The 17,112-nt window shown below is 64.7% G+C and carries 16 protein-coding genes and 1 pseudogene; 11 read left to right on the top strand and 6 right to left on the bottom strand.

Translation table 11 applies throughout. The features are described from left to right. Window positions 1-67 precede the first annotated feature (67 nt). The 9 genes and pseudogenes from ychF (at window position 68) to H9L22_RS09785 (ending at window position 8,775) form a co-directional block, all read left to right on the top strand. Window positions 68-1,141, top strand: a complete 1,074-nt coding sequence (gene ychF, locus H9L22_RS09820; protein WP_187719762.1) for a redox-regulated ATPase YchF — start codon at window positions 68-70, stop codon at window positions 1,139-1,141. Between the two features lie 351 nt (window positions 1,142-1,492). Beyond that, window positions 1,493-2,383, top strand: a complete 891-nt coding sequence (locus H9L22_RS18880; protein ID WP_226965784.1) for a hypothetical protein — start codon at window positions 1,493-1,495, stop codon at window positions 2,381-2,383. After that, window positions 2,317-3,438, top strand: a complete 1,122-nt coding sequence (locus tag H9L22_RS18875) for a hypothetical protein (protein WP_226965783.1) — start codon at window positions 2,317-2,319, stop codon at window positions 3,436-3,438. Before H9L22_RS18880 ends, H9L22_RS18875 begins: the two co-directional genes overlap by 67 nt. Before the next feature lie 89 nt (window positions 3,439-3,527). Next, a pseudogene (locus H9L22_RS09810) lies at window positions 3,528-4,567 on the top strand (IS630 family transposase). 614 nt (window positions 4,568-5,181) lie between these two features. Beyond that, window positions 5,182-6,729 carry an Abi family protein gene (locus H9L22_RS09805; protein WP_187719761.1) on the top strand — a complete coding sequence of 516 codons (1,548 nt, stop codon included), beginning with the start codon at window positions 5,182-5,184 and terminating at the stop codon, window positions 6,727-6,729. 250 nt (window positions 6,730-6,979) lie between these two features. Continuing rightward, complete coding sequence (locus H9L22_RS09800) at window positions 6,980-7,261, top strand: type II toxin-antitoxin system RelE/ParE family toxin (RefSeq protein WP_187719760.1); 282 nt, start codon at window positions 6,980-6,982, stop codon at window positions 7,259-7,261. Beyond that, window positions 7,221-7,550 carry a HigA family addiction module antitoxin gene (locus H9L22_RS09795; protein ID WP_226965782.1) on the top strand — a complete coding sequence of 110 codons (330 nt, stop codon included), beginning with the start codon at window positions 7,221-7,223 and terminating at the stop codon, window positions 7,548-7,550. Before H9L22_RS09800 ends, H9L22_RS09795 begins: the two co-directional genes overlap by 41 nt. Further along, a complete protein-coding gene (locus H9L22_RS09790) occupies window positions 7,547-8,071 on the top strand; it encodes a GNAT family N-acetyltransferase (RefSeq protein ID WP_187719758.1) in 525 nt (174 codons plus the stop codon). Before H9L22_RS09795 ends, H9L22_RS09790 begins: the two co-directional genes overlap by 4 nt. Window positions 8,072-8,226: 155 nt before the next feature. Further along, window positions 8,227-8,775 carry a GNAT family N-acetyltransferase gene (locus H9L22_RS09785; RefSeq protein WP_187719757.1) on the top strand — a complete coding sequence of 183 codons (549 nt, stop codon included), beginning with the start codon at window positions 8,227-8,229 and terminating at the stop codon, window positions 8,773-8,775. 447 nt (window positions 8,776-9,222) lie between these two features. On the opposite strand, the gene H9L22_RS09780 is transcribed toward H9L22_RS09785, so the two are convergent. The 5 genes from H9L22_RS09780 to H9L22_RS09760 form a co-directional block, all read right to left on the bottom strand. Then, window positions 9,223-9,591: a GNAT family N-acetyltransferase gene (locus H9L22_RS09780; RefSeq protein ID WP_226965781.1), complete on the bottom strand. Its 369-nt coding sequence runs from the start codon at window positions 9,589-9,591 to the stop codon at window positions 9,223-9,225. A 29-nt stretch (window positions 9,592-9,620) separates the two neighbouring features. Next, window positions 9,621-10,691 carry an IS30 family transposase gene (locus H9L22_RS09775; RefSeq protein WP_226965780.1) on the bottom strand — a complete coding sequence of 357 codons (1,071 nt, stop codon included), beginning with the start codon at window positions 10,689-10,691 and terminating at the stop codon, window positions 9,621-9,623. Window positions 10,692-10,875: 184 nt separating this feature from the next. Further along, on the bottom strand, window positions 10,876-11,670 hold the full coding sequence (locus H9L22_RS09770) for a hypothetical protein (protein ID WP_187719755.1): 795 nt from the start codon (window positions 11,668-11,670) through the stop codon (window positions 10,876-10,878). After that, window positions 11,651-12,775 carry an IS30 family transposase gene (locus H9L22_RS09765; RefSeq protein ID WP_226965779.1) on the bottom strand — a complete coding sequence of 375 codons (1,125 nt, stop codon included), beginning with the start codon at window positions 12,773-12,775 and terminating at the stop codon, window positions 11,651-11,653. The genes H9L22_RS09770 and H9L22_RS09765 overlap by 20 nt, the downstream gene beginning before the upstream one ends. Beyond that, window positions 12,753-13,259 (bottom strand): hypothetical protein, encoded by a 507-nt coding sequence (locus tag H9L22_RS09760; RefSeq protein ID WP_187719754.1) that lies wholly within the window; start codon window positions 13,257-13,259, stop codon window positions 12,753-12,755. Before H9L22_RS09760 ends, H9L22_RS09765 begins: the two co-directional genes overlap by 23 nt. Before the next feature lie 123 nt (window positions 13,260-13,382). Between H9L22_RS09760 and H9L22_RS09755 the strand changes: the two genes are divergently transcribed. Both H9L22_RS09755 and H9L22_RS09750 read left to right on the top strand, forming a co-directional pair. Then, on the top strand, window positions 13,383-13,616 hold the full coding sequence (locus H9L22_RS09755; RefSeq protein WP_073186055.1) for a type II toxin-antitoxin system ParD family antitoxin: 234 nt from the start codon (window positions 13,383-13,385) through the stop codon (window positions 13,614-13,616). Then, window positions 13,613-13,903, top strand: coding sequence for a type II toxin-antitoxin system RelE/ParE family toxin (locus H9L22_RS09750; RefSeq protein WP_187719753.1), 291 nt, complete (start codon window positions 13,613-13,615; stop codon window positions 13,901-13,903). Before H9L22_RS09755 ends, H9L22_RS09750 begins: the two co-directional genes overlap by 4 nt. Window positions 13,904-14,285: 382 nt before the next feature. Here the strand turns inward: H9L22_RS09750 and H9L22_RS09745 are convergent, their stop codons facing one another. Continuing rightward, window positions 14,286-16,985, bottom strand: coding sequence for a cation-translocating P-type ATPase (locus H9L22_RS09745; RefSeq protein ID WP_226965778.1), 2,700 nt, complete (start codon window positions 16,983-16,985; stop codon window positions 14,286-14,288). Window positions 16,986-17,112: the final 127 nt, after the last annotated feature.

Raw genomic sequence — 17,112 nt, 5'->3', positions numbered from 1 at the left:
CTGCGGGCGGTGGGGGGCGGGGTCCGGGTTCGGCCGACGCAGGGGGCGACCGGTAAGCTCACGCGGTGTGGCACTCACCATCGGAATCGTCGGCCTCCCCAATGCCGGCAAGTCGACCCTGTTCAATGCACTGACCCGCAACGACGTGCTCGCGGCGAACTACCCGTTCGCGACGATCGAGCCCAACGTCGGCGTCGTCGGAGTCCCCGACGAGCGGCTCCCCAAGCTGGCCGAGGTGTTCGGCTCGGAGCGGATCGTGCCTGCCACCGTCAGCTTCGTCGACATCGCCGGCATCGTGAAGGGTGCCTCGCAGGGTGAGGGCATGGGCAACGCGTTCCTCGCCAACATCCGCGAGGCTGACGCGATCTGCCAGGTCACCCGCGTCTTCACCGACGAGGACGTCACGCACGTCGACGGCAAGGTGGACCCCGCCAACGACATCGACACCATCACCACCGAGCTGATCCTCGCCGATCTGGCCACCGTCGAGAAGGCGCTGCCGCGCATCGAGAAGGAGGCGCGGATCAAGAAGGAGTCGCAGCCGAAGGCCGCCGCGTTCGCAGCCGCCAAGGACGTGCTCGAGAAGGGGATCGGCGTCCGCTCGGCCGGCCTCGACCTCGAGGAGCTGTACGAACTCCACCTGCTGACCGCGAAGCCGTACCTGTACGTGTTCAACTGCGACCAGGACGAGCTCGCCAACGAGGAGCTCAAGCAGAAGATGCGCGACATCGTCGCGCCCAGCGAGGCCATCTTCCTCGACGCGAAGTTCGAGTCCGAGCTCGTCGAGATGGAGGAGGACGAGGCACGCGAGTTCCTTGCGGAGATGGGCGTCGAGCATCCGGGCCTGGATGTGCTGGCGCGCGTCGGCTACGACACCCTCGGACTGCAGAGCTACCTGACGGCGGGCCCGAAGGAGGCGCGCGGCTGGACGATCGAGAAGGGCGCGACGGCCCCGGAGGCGGCCGGTGTGATCCACACGGACTTCCAGAAGGGCTTCATCAAGGCCCAGGTGGTGAGCTTCGATGACCTGATCGAGACGGGCTCGGAGGCGGCGGCCAAGGCCGCGGGCAAGCTGCGTCTGGAGGGTAAGGACTACGTGATGCAGGACGGCGACGTCGTGGAGTTCAGGTTCAATATCTAGTGAGAATCGTTGATGATTCTTGTCGAATGTTGAGTCAGGACTAGTGCCCGGCGCTTTTGCACGGGGCCTACCCTCGGAGTTGTGCATCGTCCGTCGTGCGCCGCTCGGCGGCGGGGAGGAGCCCGAGGGGGCGCGGGATCAAGGCCATGGAGATGTAGGTCGTGTCCGCCTCGGGGTGATGCGCCGCTAGTTCGGCTCGCTTCCACGACAGAACGAGGAGCCGGCGCAACGATCGACGTGGACGACGGCTCCGTCCAGGGGGACTGCTGCACGATCAGGTAGCAACTTCAAGTTCGTGCCATTAGGCGCCCCGAACTGCATAGAGTGACGCCTACCGGGAGGGAGATTCGAGTGTCGGAAAGCGGACCAGAGAAGAGACTGAAGTTCTTCGGCCTCAGCGACTACGGAACCTTCTGGCAGGCCGACCGCCTCCTAGAGCTCGTCCGTGAGTTCGATGCTACCCGTGGCGATCAAGGCATAAATGACATCGTTGAGTTGCATCATCTCGCGTTGTTCCTAGAACACAAAGTTCTCCTGAAGGGCCTGGCCGAAGCAGAGCGAGACGCGACTCTGGCGCAGGTCCCCGAGATCCGGAAAGCCGTCGGCAGGTTCTTCGGCAAAGTGACTGATGCCACCTTCTCAACGCTCGTTCAGGACGTTGACTTTCAGTACCTTACAGACGTCCTCGATCTCCTCGGAAAGAACAAGGTCTTCGAGCGCTGCACTGACTCGATCGTGCTTGCTGCACTTCAAGAGCAGAGGTTCCACCCGCGCGATCTGCTCTCATGCCAGCCACTCGTGCGTGCCTACGACCAGGAGATTCGGGCCCTGCTACTCGCTGGGCCGCGCAATGCCGAGCTGCTTGCGCGGAAGTTCCTCCAGTCCGAGGGGCGGGATCCAATCCATCTCCCGAAGAGCCTCACTCCCGCGGATCAGCGTGACCTGTTTGACCGCTACCTCGATGAGGAAGAGCCCAACCTCAACTTCGTCAAGCTGATCGCATCCGCACGAGCTGACAAGAACACCGGCGTCGATGCACGACTGAAGCTAAAGGCTCGTCGCAAGGCAGATGCGCTCACGAAGAACATGTTCGAGTCCACGGAGGGATCAAGACCGGCTGCGAAGTGGGAATCTCGGCCGATCAGGTCGAAGAGGTCGTCCAGTCTCTGGACGGCATGGTTGGCAAGTACTCCTACAGCCGAACCTGGCTCACGGAGAACCTCGACTACCCGACCATCCTGAATAACTTCGTTCACCTGTTCCAGTTCGCCAACGACCACATGCTCCTAGAACTCCCTTCCTACGGAGCGCAACTTGGCGTCTTCGAGCGGTTCATGGGTACGCCTGGCAAGGACGACTACCGGACGGGGGTGGCGTTCAGTCTCAAGGACGAGGCGTCCTGGCTCCAAACCTTGATGTACGAGCGCTTGCTCAGCTCCGAACGTATAGAGCTCGAGTCGGTCATCGCTTGGTTCTTCACGGACTACCTTGAGCAGGAGTTCGGTGCCACGGGGCTGAAGTACCGCGCCTCCAGCCCGACCGCTACCTACCTTGAGAAGAGCCGACACCTGTTCTCAGAGATGGAGAGCCTCCTCAAGCAGTTCACGCTGCATGTCCACTACGGCGAGGTTGACCCGGAGCTGCTGACAATCACATCGGAGCAGCTTTCCTACGACGGCATCCCGAGTCAGGTTGTGGATAAGTACGCTTACGTTGTCAGTATCGCAGACATCCAAGGAATTCAGCACCTGCTCTTCTCGGACCAATCCGGATTGGTGCACATCAGCAGCAATCTGGAGGCAGAGAGCTTCCTCCACCTGGTCATCGCCAATGACATCGCTTACGACCAGTTCCACGAGTACCAACAGCGCAACATCGACTTCCTGGTCGAGAAGGGCATCCTGACCGGAGATCGTGACCGAATTGCGTTCGCAAGCGCGCCACAATTGCGTGTGCTCAAGGAACTCTGGGAGTGCGAGTCGACGAGCTGTCTCCATCACTCGGCCGCCGGCCAGAAAGCCATTGACGAGATGGTGAAAGCCGGATGGCTGGTGCAGAGATCAACGCTGCTCAGCACCGCGGAGGTCAGCTACTTCAACTACTTCCTTAACGATAAGGAGTTCAGCAACGGACCTAGCCTGCGCAACCGTTACCTCCATGGATCACAGGCAGACGGTGACGACGACCGCGTTCACCGCCACACGTATCTAACAGCGCTCCGTCTACTCATTGCGCTGGTCATCAAGATCAACGATGACTTCTGCCTGACGGATAACGCCGTGCTCGCGAAGGAATAGGGGCCGACCGCTAGGATGGTCGAGCCCTCTTCAGATCCCTAGTGGCGTGTCGGTAATGTCACTTTACGGTTGCGTGGGACAATCGGGGCATGGCGAACAGGACAGCCCCAGCATTGGAGTTACGCGACGGCGATCGGAGCGAGTTGGAGCGCCTGACCCGGGCGGCCACGGTGATGGCCTCCACGGCACAGCGGGCACGGATCGTGTTGCTGGCCGCTGACGGGGTCGGGAACCAGGTGATCGCCGACACGGTGGGAGTGTCGAGGCCGACGGTGAACCTGTGGCGGGACCGCTACGCCGAGCGCGGTCTTCAGGGTTTGGCTGATGAGCCCCGCCCGGGGCGACCCCGCCGGGTCGACCGGGTTGCGATCCTCGCCGCGACTCTGGACCCGCCTCCGGCCAGCCTGGGGGTGACGCACTGGTCGTCTCGGCTGCTGGCGCCGCGTGTGGGGGTCGACCATGCCACCGTCGCGGCGGTGTGGAAGGAGTACGGCGTCCGCCCGTGGAAGGCGGAGTCCTTCAAGTTCTCCACCGATCCGGAACTGGTGGCCAAGGTCACCGACGTGGTGGGCCTGTACCTCGCACCCCGGACAACGCGATCGTGTTGTGCGTGGATGAGAAGTCGCAGATCCAGGCGTTGAGCCGGACTCAGAAGACACTGCCGATGGCGCCGGGCCATCCGGAGCAGCGCACCCATGACTACGTCCGGCACGGCACCACCACCCTGTTCGCGGCGTTGGAGGTCGCCACCGGGAAGGTCACCGGCCTGTGTAAGGACCGGCACCGACATCAGGAGTTCCTCGGCTTCCTCAAACACGTGGCCCGCGCCTACCCGACCCAGGAACTCCACCTGGTGATGGACAACTACGCCACCCACAAGAAGGCCGAGGTCCGCGACTGGCTCGCCGCGAACCCACGGATCACCGTGCACTTCACCCCGACCTCCGGATCCTGGCTGAACCTGATCGAGGTCTGGTTCGGCATCATCGAACGCCAAGCCATCCGGCGCGGGACCTTCACCTCGGTCCGCGACCTCACAGGCAAGATCCGCACCTTCATCAACGGTTGGAACCGACGCAAACAAGCATTCATGTGGACCAAAACCCCGACCAGATTCTTGACCGAATAGACCGGAAACGTAAACATGTCTCAACGACAGGCCACTAGTATGTGGCGTCTCAGCCGGGTTCCCTGCCGCCGTGATGGCGCGCTACCGCCTTCGTGGCGTCCTGCAGGCTGACCCACGTCGAGGGTCAGCCTGTGTCCCCTGCTCAGTAGCGAGCACTGACCGTGGGGAGAGGGCGCACGTGAACCCCGTGTTCAGATGTACTTATGTGCCGGAACTCGGTGGAGTTCCGGTTCAATGTCTAAGAATCGCCTCTGACCAGGGATTTTATCTTCTCGGCTCCCGTTTGGGTCCGATGGGTGAGTTCCTATCTACCATCAGTTGCTGAGCGTTAATGGCGCTGACCTTCGCTTTTAACCGGCCCCGCGCAACCTCCGCAGGAGCCGACTGCCTCCCTAACGGAACCCAGGGCGCTTCACCAGCGCGTTGGTTCCAGCACCGAGGTCGTGGCCGGGCAAGCAGTGCCCGGAGCTGCCGACGCTGAGCGACCGAGTGTTTGACCTGCGCAGGTGGAACCCGTACCCTCGAAGTAACACGACAGGCTCGCTTCTCTAGATGAGACGCGGGCCTGTTCTCTTTCTACCCCCGGGTGTCGGGGACACCAGGACGATGCGCACATGACGACCCCGAACAGCACCTACGCCAAGCCGTTCCTCACGGTCCCCGAGCAGATCCGACGGCTGCGCGGGCGCGGCATGGACTGCGGCGACAACGCCTACGCGGCCGAGGTCCTGCAGCGATACGGCTACTACCGGCTCTCGGGCTACTGGCACCTCTACCGCGACCGGCCCGCTCCTCCTGCGCCCCGGTTCGACGAAGAGGACCGCGAGATCCGCCTGGACACGTTCGTGCCCGGGACCGGCCTCGCGCACGTGGTCTCGCTGTACGAGTTCGACCACGAGCTGCGCATGCGCCTCGGCGACGTCCTCAGTACCGTCGAAACGGCCTTCCGGTTCTTCATCGGCCACCGGCTCGGAAGGATCGACGCGTTCGCGCACAGACACCCCTGGGCGTTCGGCGCGACGAGGCAAAAAGATCCCGGCGCGCCGCCCGAGCCGACCGCCGCCTACCGCGAGTGGCTCGAGGAGTACGACCGGCACGAGCAGCGCGCCCGGGGCGACTTCGTCGTACATTTCCGCCAGCAGTACGGTCCGCACCTGCCCATCTGGGTCGCGACAGAAGTGATGTCCTTCGGAGTGCTGAGCAGCCTCTACGACCTGATGCTGCAGCCCGACCAGGAGATCCTCGCGGCACGGTTCCAGGTCCGCACCGCCGACGGCCACGGAGATCGCGGCGCACTCGGGAACTGGCTCAACAACCTCAGGAACGTGCGGAACATCTGCGCCCACTACGGCCGTGTGTGGAACCGCTCGTTCGATGTGCTCATCGACGCGCCGGGGCAGGCTCGAAAGGACGCCGACGACCTGCTCGCGTCGCTCGCGGAAGAAGGGACGAACAACAGGCTCTACGGAGTGCTGCTCGTATTGCGCCACCTCCTGCTGAGCATCGCGCCGGAGAAGGGCGACGTCGTGGACCTGGCCGACTTCGTCGAAGAGAAGTCCCGCACTGTCGGCTTCGGCATGGAGCAGCTCGGATTCCCTGACAGTTGGAGGAGCAGCCCGATCTGGGATCGGGCCTTCGCGCTCGACCGCTCACCGATGATGGCCGCGAGCCTGCTCGACCGAGCCGAGTGCATGACCGCCGCCGAGACCCGCGCATCGGTGACGGGGGCGGAAGTGATCGACGCGGAGCGGACACGTACCCCGGCGCAGGCGGCGCACGCGAAGAAGGCCGCCCAGCGCAGCCTGCTGCGGACCTACCTCAAGCACAACGTCGTGATCGAGGTCGAGCTCGGAGGGACGAAGTTCTATCCGGCCTTCCAGTTCCGCGACGGGAAGATCATCGACGCGCTTGCCGAGATCAACCAGGCGCTCGCCCGCTCCTGCGGAGGCTCGGATCCGACCGACGTCGCCAGGGCGCTACTGGACTGGTGGCAGACGCCGCACCCGGACCTGCCCCATGGCGCGGACGGCTCGGACCGATCGCCCGTCGATCTGCTGAGCTCGGCCACCGAGGAGGAGTTCGCCGCGGCGATCGACGAGGCGGACGCCATACGCAGCTTCGTCGTGCCGCACGACCTTGACCGGGGCAATGCGTGCGGGTAACGCTACGTGTCGGAGTATCGGGGCACGAAGACCCATCCGCGAGCTGACTCGCGTCGAGGTGGAGGAGGACGCTCGCCGAGGTCAAGGACAGTCGTACGGCGACCTCGAGGCTATCGACGTCGGCTTCGCGCCCGAGTGCGTGGCCGGCACATCAGGTGACAGTCTCTTCAGACGTTCGCTGACTGCGGCGACGTCGTGGAGTTCCAGTTTAACGTCTAGCGTTATTGACGACTGCCGTTAGACTGGTCCTGTGATCAGATCGTTCGGCGACAAGGCGACCGAACGGCTGTGGCGTCGTGAGCCCGTGCGATCGATCGATCCGAGGATCCAGCGGGTTGCGCTGCGCAAGCTTCGTCAGGTGGGGTCTGCGGAGAGGCTCGACGATCTCCGGATCCCGCCAGGAAACCGACTTGAAGCGCTCAAGGGCGATCGAGCCGGTCAGTACAGCATCCGGATCAACGACCAGTGGAGGATCTGCTTCGTGTGGACCGATGCTGGACCAGAGGAGGTGGAGATCGTTGACTATCACTGACAAGATTCCCCCGATTCACCCGGGCGAAGTCCTCATGGAGGACTTCATCGAGGGCTTCGGGATCACTCAGAACAAGCTCGCCGTCTCAATCGGAGTGCCACCACGCCGCATCAACGAGATCGTGCACGGCAAGAGGGGGATCACCGCGGACACTGCGCTGCGGCTCGCGAAGTACTTCGGCACGTCGGCGGAGTTCTGGATCAACCTCCAGAGCCACTACGAGCTCGACCGTGCAGAGGATCTTGCAGGTGAGCAGATCGCGTCGATCACACCGCTGAGCGTCGCATGAGCTATGCGTCCCCGGCGCTGCGCCGGCTTCGTCCTGACGATGCTCCTGCCGTGCTTTCGGCTTTCAGGTCCAACCCTGACATGGCGCGCCAGGGCGACGTGTCGACGCTCATCGAGGCGGATCGCTATGTGAGCAGGTTGATGGAGCCGGGCTCGCCGCACGAAGCCTGGTCCATCGTCGCTGAGGGTGCGCTCGTCGGCCTGGTGTGCGTGAGCGTCGACGACGAGAACCGTAGCGGCTGGTTCTGGTACTGGATGACGGATGCCGCCCGCGGACGCGGATGGACTGCCGCGGCCGCTGCCACCATCGCGAAGTGGGCGCTGACCACACGTGGGCTGGAGCGCCTCGAACTCGGTCATCGCGTGAATAACCCCGCATCAGGAGCGGTGGCGAGGCGAGCGGGGTTCGTGAAAGAGGGGACCGAGCGCGAGAAGTTCCTCGTGGACGGTCAGCGGATCGACGTGGACACCTACGGACGGCTGGGATCCGATCCTTCACCATCCTTCGATCCCTCCCGATGATCGACGGGTAGCGGCGGGGCTCCGGATGGTTCTCCGTGCCGGAACTCGGTAGAGTTCTGGTTTAACGCCGAGCGTTATTGACGTTCCGTTAGTCCTGGGCTAGTGGCGGATCTGTTTCAGGTGGACGGCGCCGGACCGGAGGGGGTGGAGATCGCATGACTGATTTCGTGGCCTTTGACCCGTTGGTGCGCGCTCAACGTGCGGGTGAAGCGGTCAGCATTCGACCTGCGACTGCTTCCGATGCGGAGGCGCTGTCCGTTGTGATGGCAACGCGTGGTGGCGACATGGACGGGTATCGCGAGCAGGCTCGCGGACTCATTGAGCGGCTGCCGGTGCTCTCTGTCGCGGAGATCGATCGTGAGTTGGTCGGGTACTGCGGTGCGCAACCATTTGTGATCGAGCCTGGGAGGGAGCCGGAATTGCTGATTGCGGGGCTTACCGTTGTGCCGGTTCATCGTCGCCGGGGAATCGCGGCACGACTGTTGCTGGACGTGCTCGATAAGGTCCATGATTCTTCCGCGGAAGAGCCGGTATTCAGTGTGATCAATGCGCAGAATCTCGCGTCGATCAGGCTTCACGAGGCGCTCGGATTCGAAGAAGTGGGAAGAGCGGCGACACTCGCGCGCATCGAGTTCACTGGCGGCGAGGGCGTTTTGCTGAGACGTAGACCGGCGGCGCGCCGCGCTGCTGCGACGGACAGCTAACGGTGGCGGAACAGTTAGGCATGCTATGAGCAGAAATAGCCTTTCAGGGATCTCGGATGAGGGGTCCAAGTGGGGCACGAAAGAACTGGAACTGCTCTACGACGCGGTTCGGGATGAACTCCGTGTGTACAACGGCGTCGAGAAGTTAGGCATCACGGACGAGGCGATCCGAACCCTTGCGTGGGCAGTATCGACTCGAATCGACTACGCGTTCAGCATCAAATGGTCGCCGGATTGGGTTGCCCCTGGATGTCCGCACCTATGGCATGACGAAGGCGGGTGGCACGCGCGGTGCAATGAATGCCTGCAGGAGAGTCCGCCCTCGGCGAGCGAGCATGACGCGGTCACGTGGTTCGATAACCATGTTGCCGAATCACACGACACCGAAGAGTAGGGGCCGCGACGTGGTGGAGTTCCGGTTTAGCGGCCAGAGGCGCGGCTCCTCGATCAACCAAACTGAACGAAGGTCCGTATGGGGTAGTCGAGATCGCCGGTCTCGGTGAACCCCATCGACTTGTAGAAGGCGTGTTGCGAGGCCTCGTCGTCGGTGATGAGCACCTTCTGGCGCACATCACTGTACGGCGCGAAGATTCGTTGGAAGAGTTCGCGTCCGATCCCGCGGCGTTGGTGGGTAGGTCGGATCAGGATGTCTTGCAGGTACACGATTGTTTGTCCGTCTCCGACAAGGCGAGCGAGACCGACCAGTTCGCCGTCTTGGCGAGCGGTGGCGACGGCCAGCGATGCTCTGACCGCGGCCGCTAGTCGAGCCGGATCCTTTGTGTATGCGGACCAACTGACGGCGTTGTAGAGGCTCACGAGTTCCTCCGATGTAGGACAGGGCGGTGTCAATTCGTCGAAGCAACATCGGCTGCGAGGAGGGCTTCGAATTTTTCTCTTGGGGTGTAGAAGCCAAGGGATGCTCGGGGGCGGTCGTTGAGTTCATCAGCGATCGCGTCGAGGTAGGCCTGGTTGCTGGTGATGTAGGTCCCCTTGGGTAGGTACTCCCGGATCAGGCCGTTGGTGTTTTCGTTGGTGCCCCGTTCCCATGGCGAGCGGGGATGGGCGAAGTAGACAGGCAGGTTCACAGCAGCGGTCAACCGGGCATGCTCGGCCATCTCTGTGCCCTGGTCCCAGGTCAGCGAGGTTCGTAGTACCTCAGGGAAGGGCCACATCCGCTCGGCCACCGTGTCGGCTACCGCGACGGCTTTCTTCCCTTCGGGAAGGCCGCAGATGACTGTGAAACGGGTGACGCGTTCAACCAGCGTGGCTGCCGCTGATTTGCCGTGGGCACCGATGATCAGGTCTCCCTCCCACGCGCCGGGGATCCTGCGTTCGGGGACGTCAGCGGGCCGGTCATCGATCGAGACCATCGCGACGATCGGCGCTCCGCGCCCTTCCTTTGAGCGTGGTTTACGGCTGGTGCGCTTGGACCTGAGCATCACCGAGTTACGGGCCAGCTCGCCCTTGGGGAGGGCGTAGATGAACCGGTAGATCGCCTCATGGGAGACCTGAGCACCATCAGCGGGTGTGGAGTGGACCATGGTCTCCACAGTGGGGTCAGTGGCCTCCAGACGCAACCGTCCAGCGATCTGGCGTGGTGTTCGGGATCGTTTCAGGTCGCCCAGCACGCGGGCCCGCAGTACCGGGTCGGCATCGATTTTGCGGGTCTGGGGGCGTCGGCGGCGGCGCTGGGCCTCGACGTCGGCTCGGACCACGCGGTAGCCGCAGGTCTTGGTGGCGTTACGACGGACTTCACGGCTGATGACGGACGGGGCCCGGTCAAGGTGGACCGCGATCCGTCGGATACCCCAGCCGGCCTTCAGACCTGTGGAGATCTCGGCCCTGTCGTGGGCGGTCAGTGGTCGTCGTTGCGTCACGCCGGAGAACCTCTCATCAACCTGCAGTGTTGCTTCCACGGTATGACACTGCCGGCGTCCAACGCACCCGAGTTGATGCTTTGAAAGAGCGCGTTCGCCTGATTGGCAGCCGCGAGCACCTCAGGCTCACGGTCAGTTTGAGCAAGTTCAAGAGCCGACTTGAACTCAGCGTTCTTCTTCTTTGACACGGTGTTCTCTTCTTTCTTGGTGGGAGGTGTGCGGATCAGAAGGTCTTGAAACCGTCCGCGTTCATGAGCAGTCCGTGACCGCTCTTGGCGTTCCAGCAGGTCATACCGCCCTCTTCCGAGGCGCACACGTAGTCACCCTGATAGGCGACTTGCCCGTACTCCAGGCTCGGGGCTTCTCCGGCGATCCAGTCCAGCGCGCTACCCGCAACGGCGAACGACACTTCGCCCGACTCAGGGATGTCCGCCACCGCTTGCTTCCCTTCTGACCACGCGGAACGGATTACGCAAGTCATCCCACCGTCGTGATAGTCAGAGACCACGCACGTCAGGTTTCCCGAAGGAGACTGAACCTGGTAAGGGTTCTCGTTGTACTGATTGACGGAAGTGCTGCGCGGCATCTCGATTGCTCCGTCAGGAACATCCCCACCGGCACCCGCGTAGGCTCCTTCGACAGACGTAGCAGTCTCTGACGTTGATGAAGTTGCAGAAACCTCTCCGCCGCGTGGGAGATCGATGGCGGTTCCTGCAACCGGCTCAATGTAGATCTTGGCGGAGTCGCCGTACTGTGTCTTGACCTCGTAGGACACCGAGAACTCGCCATTGCTCGCGGAGGTTCCGTCCGCACCAACGTGCCAGCCGTCCGCCCCCAAGGAAGAGATCCACGTTCCGAGTGCAGGGACAACAACCAAGTCCCCGAACATCAGTTCATACGTCGGTGGTGTAGTGCCGTGTTCGGTCACCGATGCGCCATCGACATCGATCCCTTCGGGCAACGGAAGAACGCTCCAACTGTCAGGCAAAGTGATCGGCTTATACGCGACGCCCGGCACGGCTAAGTAGTAAAAGAGAACAGAGCCGGGCGGTGTCAATTCGTCGAAGCAACATCGGCTGCGAGGAGGGCTTCGAATTTTTCTCTTGGGGTGTAGAAGCCAAGGGATGCTCGGGGCGGTCGTTGAGTTCATCAGCGATCGCGTCGAGGTAGGCCTGGTTGCTGGTGATGTAGGTCCCCTTGGGTAGGTACTCCCGGATCAGGCCGTTGGTGTTTTCGTTGGTGCCCCGTTCCCATGGCGAGCGGGGATGGGCGAAGTAGACAGGCAGGTTCACAGCAGCGGTCAACCGGGCATGCTCGGCCATCTCTGTGCCCTGGTCCCAGGTCAGCGAGGTTCGTAGTACCTCAGGGAAGGGCCACATCCGCTCGGCCACCGTGTCGGCTACCGCGACGGCTTTCTTCCCTTCGGGAAGGCCGCAGATGACTGTGAAACGGGTGACGCGTTCAACCAGCGTGGCTGCCGCTGATTTGCCGTGGGCACCGATGATCAGGTCTCCCTCCCACGCGCCGGGGATCCTGCGTTCGGGGACGTCAGCGGGCCGGTCATCGATCGAGACCATCGCGACGATCGGCGCTCCGCGCCCTTCCTTTGAGCGTGGTTTACGGCTGGTGCGCTTGGACCTGAGCATCACCGAGTTACGGGCCAGCTCGCCCTTGGGGAGGGCGTAGATGAACCGGTAGATCGCCTCATGGGAGACCTGAGCACCATCAGCGGGTGTGGAGTGGACCATGGTCTCCACAGTGGGGTCAGTGGCCTCCAGACGCAACCGTCCAGCGATCTGGCGTGGTGTTCGGGATCGTTTCAGGTCGCCCAGCACGCGGGCCCGCAGTACCGGGTCGGCATCGATTTTGCGGGTCTGGGGGCGTCGGCGGCGGCGCTGGGCCTCGACGTCGGCTCGGACCACGCGGTAGCCGCAGGTCTTGGTGGCGTTACGACGGACTTCACGGCTGATGACGGACGGGGCCCGGTCAAGGTGGACCGCGATCCGTCGGATACCCCAGCCGGCCTTCAGACCTGTGGAGATCTCGGCCCTGTCGTGGGCGGTCAGTGGTCGTCGTTGCGTCACGCCGGAGAACCTCTCATCAACCTGCAGTGTTGCTTCCACGGTATGACACTGCCCCGTCCTTCTGGCGAGTAGCGGTAGCAGACAATATGTCGGTTGATCGCACCTTGCTGACCATCCAGCGTTCCAACTGGTCGTTGCCGGAGATCGATTCACCCCAGTACGTCCCGACACTTTCGACCCATGCCTTCGCCTGCTCTTTGGTCGCATCGGCGCTGACCGAGCCACTACGAAACTCCCCTGCGTGACCGTACGTCATCGCCCAGTCAGTCACCGTGACGCCAGTGACCTCTGGGATGTCCCAACCTTGCGGAAAGACCACAGGAGCAACCGATGTCTGAGCGGTCCCATCAACCTGCTCGTCCTCCGCGACCGATGAGGCGTCTTCCGAAGCATCGACGGTGGAGTCAGTGGTCTGTGTCGTTGCTTCGCTGCCACCGCCACCACAACCACTGAGGAGCAGCGACAGAGCCGCCACCACCCCAACAAGACCGTGCGTGCTTGTGACCCTCAACCTTGCTTCCACCTGGGCTTCTCCTGTCTCTTGCCTCGTTAGCGCGTCAGGAATAGTTAGCGTCAGTGCGAGTCAGGACGGCTCGTCAGCAGGTCTGCCGGACTGATCGCTACCAATCATTGGCAGTCTTCTGTCATGGCGCAGAACACGTCGATCAGCTTGGATGATCACTTCACGGACTTCCTTTCCCGCGAGGTCTCGTCGGGTCGTTACCGCTCCGCCAGCGAGGTCATCCGCGCCGGCCTCCGGCTCCTCGAGGACCAGGACACACGCTTGGGGGCTCTTCGTGCGGCTCTGGTCGCGGGCGAGGAGAGCGGCGTGCCGGAAGAGTTCGACTTCGACGCCTTCATCGCCGCGAAGAAGTCGTGAGCAACTACCGTCTCTCCCCAGCCGCGCAGCGCGACCTCTCGTCGATCTGGGACTCCACCGAGGAGCGCAGGGACATCCGCCAAGCAGAGACATATGTGACAGAGATCAGGTCTGCGATTGAACGTATCGCCGACGATCCTCGTCGCGGGCGCTCCTGCGACGAGATCCGCGTCGGCTATCGGCGGTATGGCATTGGCAGCCACGCGCCTTTCTACGTCGAACGCGCCGGCGGCGTCGACGTCATCCGGATTCTGCATCAACGGATGGACCCGACGAGGCACCTGTAAACGCGCCTACCTGCCCGATCTCCGGCCCGTTGCGTTGGGGTTCACGCCCTTGGGGGCGGTTGAGGGGGTCGCCCTGCTCGTCGCGCCACCGGATCGGCTGTTCGCGATCGCGCTCGTCGGCATCGCCGGCGTGGCCGGGCTCGCAGCGTGGCGCAGCGGGTCCTCACGGAGGGGGTGGGCGCTGCTGAGCCTGGCCGGTGCCGTGCTGAGTGAGATGGGGTGGTCACACGAACTGTTCGACCTGGTGGGGTCGGCGGTGCTGATGAGGGCCGACCTTGCGGGTGAGGCCGGATACGCGATCCGTGAGGGCAGCCCGCGGGGGGCAACGGATCGACACTGTCGGGTAGGTGGCGCCCTCCGCGGGCACTCTCAGCCCCGCGCCTCAGCGACTGGCGCCGAAGACGCGTCGGCTCGCCCACTTGCCGAGCTCGACCACGAGGAAGATGCCGAGGCTCAGCAACAGCACGCCGAGCCAGTGCGCGAGGTCGAGCGGGGCGGATCCGAACCAGGAGTGCATGAACGGCGCGTACACGTAGACCGCCTGCAGCGCGATCATCAGGCCCGCGGCGACCCACACCGCCCGGTTGCCCACAAGCACCCGCGGGGTCAGCGACGAGCTGTTCAGGAAGCGGCAGTTGAACAGGAAGGCGAGCTGGCCGAACGCGAGCATCGTGACCGCGGTCGTCTGGCCGATGGCGTACGTGTCGGCGTTCGCGCGGCCGTAGAGGTACACGCCGAGGGTGGCGCCGCCGATGAGCACCGACGTCCACAGGACGAGCGCGATCGCGCGCGGCGCCAACACCTGCTCCTTGGGGGAGCGCGGAGGGCGCTCCATGATGCCGGGCTCGGCCGGCTCGCCGGCCAGGGCGAGCGACAGCGTCAGGGCGGTGACGAGGTTGATCCACAGGATCTGCACCGGCGACAGCGGCAGCGCCCAACCGAAGAGCACCGCGACGAGGATGACCAGCGACTGGGCGCCGTTGGTCGGCAGCAGGAAGACCACCGACTTGCGGATGTTGTCGTAGATCCGGCGCCCCTCCTCGACCGCGCGCTCGATGGTGGCGAAGTTGTCGTCGGCCAGCACGATGTCGGCGGCCTCCTTCGTCGCCTCCGTGCCCTTGATGCCCATGGCGACGCCGACGTCGGCCCGCGTGATCGAGGGCGCGTCGTTGACGCCGTCGCCGGTCATCGCGACGACCTCGCCGTGGGTCTGCAGGGCCTGCACGATGCGCAGCTTGTGCTCCGGCGACGTGCGGGCGTAGATGTCGACGTCGCGCGCGACCTCGGCGAGCTCCTCCTGGCTCATGGCCTCGAGCTCGGCGCCGGTCAGGGCGGGGACGTCGCCCTCCGCGGGGGCGATGCCCAACTCCCGCGAGATCGCGACGGCGGTGCCCGCGTGGTCGCCGGTGATCATCTTCACGCGGATGCCTGCGGTGTGGGACTCGCGGATCGCGTCGCGCACCTCGGGCCGCGGCGGGTCGACGATGCCGCAGAGGCCGAGGAAGGTGAGGCCGGAGTCGAGGTCGTCCAGCTCGATGCCCTCCACGCCGTCGGCGGGGCGGGAGGCCGCAGCCAGGACGCGCAGGCCCTTCCCGGACAGCACGTCGATGTGGTGTTCCCAGGCCTCGCGGTCGACGCCCACCAGCTCGCCGTCGTGGCCGAGCTGGGTCGTGGCCCGGTCGAGCAGCCGGTCGGGCGCGCCCAGCGCGTGGACGACGCGACCGACGCCGGGGACGTCGTCGAGCGTCGCGGAGAACTTGTGGGCGGACTCGAAGGGCACCTGCGCCACCCGCGCCACCGCCTCGATGTCCGCCCCCGCCTTGGCCGCCAGGACGTCGAGCGCGCCTTCGGTCGGCTGGCCGACGACGCGCCAGCCCTCCGGCGTCTCCTCGACCCGCGCGTCGTTGGCTGCCCCGGCCGCGGTGACGAGCGCCGCGAGGTCCGGGTGCTCGGCCAACTCGGCGACGGCGCCGTCGGCGGTGACGCGGCCCTCCGGCCGGTAGCCGGTGCCCTCGACGTCGTAGGTGCCCTGCGCGGTGACGACGGTGCGCACCGTCATCTCGTTCTGGGTGAGGGTGCCGGTCTTGTCGGAGCAGATCGTCGTGACCGAGCCCAGCGTCTCGACGGCGGCCATCTTGCGGGTGATGGCGTTGCGCTTCGCCATCTGCTGCACGCCGAGGGCGAGGGTGATGGTGACGAGCGCGGGGAGGCCCTCGGGCACGGCGGCGACGGCGAATCCGATGGCGGCCGAGATCAGGTCGTCGGCGGCGAGGCGGTGCACGAAGTAGCCGATGGCCAGCATGGCGACGGCGAGGATGCCGATGAGGCCCGCCAACTGCGTGCCCAGCCTGTTCAGCTGCCGGGCGAGCGGGGTGTCGAGCTTGTCCTGCTCGGCGACGAGCGCGGAGATCTTGCCGATCTCGGTGCGACCGCCGGTCGCGACCACGACGCCCTCGGCGGTGCCCGTGGTGATCAGGGTGCCCGAGAAGAGCATGGAGGTGCGGTCGCCCACGCCCGCGCCCGCCTCGACGGCGTCGACCTCCTTCTGCGAGGGCACCGACTCGCCGGTGAGGGCGGCCTCGTCGGCCTGCAGCGACGACGCGGTCACGAGCCGCAGGTCCGCGGGCACGCGGTCGCCGGAGCGCAGCCGCACGATGTCGCCGGCGACGAGCGTCGCGGCGTCGACGACGCCCCAGGTGCCGTCCCGCAGCGCCTGGGCCTCCTGCGACTGCATCGTCTGAAGGCTGGCGAGCGCGGACGCGGCCCGCCCCTCCTGGATGAAGCCGATGAGCGCGGTCGCAACGATGACGACGGCGATGACGGTGAAGTCGATCCAGTCGCCGCTGATCGCCTTGAGCGCCGCCGCGGCGATGAGGATGTAGACGAGCAGGTCGTTGAAGTGGGCCAGGAACCTCAGCCAGGCGGGCTTCGGAGCCGGCGTCGGGAGCTCGTTCCCGCCGTCCCTTTCGAGGCGCAGGTCGACGTCGGCGGTGGTGAGCCCCGCGGCTGACGAGCCGAGCGACGCCGCGACGGCGTCGGCCTGCTCGGCCCAGGGGGTGGCTTCGGTGGGGGTGATGGTCACGGGGCCAGCCTATCCTCCCTCTTTCATGAGGCGGCTTGAGAGCTGCCAGCTGGGCTGTCGGCGCCCGATCTGAACACTGGGCCGGGTGAGGGCGTGACTGTTGGCCGGCTGACGCTGCCGGTGGGCG

This window comes from Tessaracoccus defluvii (assembly GCF_014489575.1).
In the GTDB taxonomy this organism is placed as follows: Bacteria; Actinomycetota; Actinomycetes; order Propionibacteriales; family Propionibacteriaceae; genus Arachnia; species Arachnia defluvii.
The sequence above is the reverse complement of the archived record's forward strand: the minus strand, read 5'-3'. Positions and strand labels throughout refer to the sequence as shown.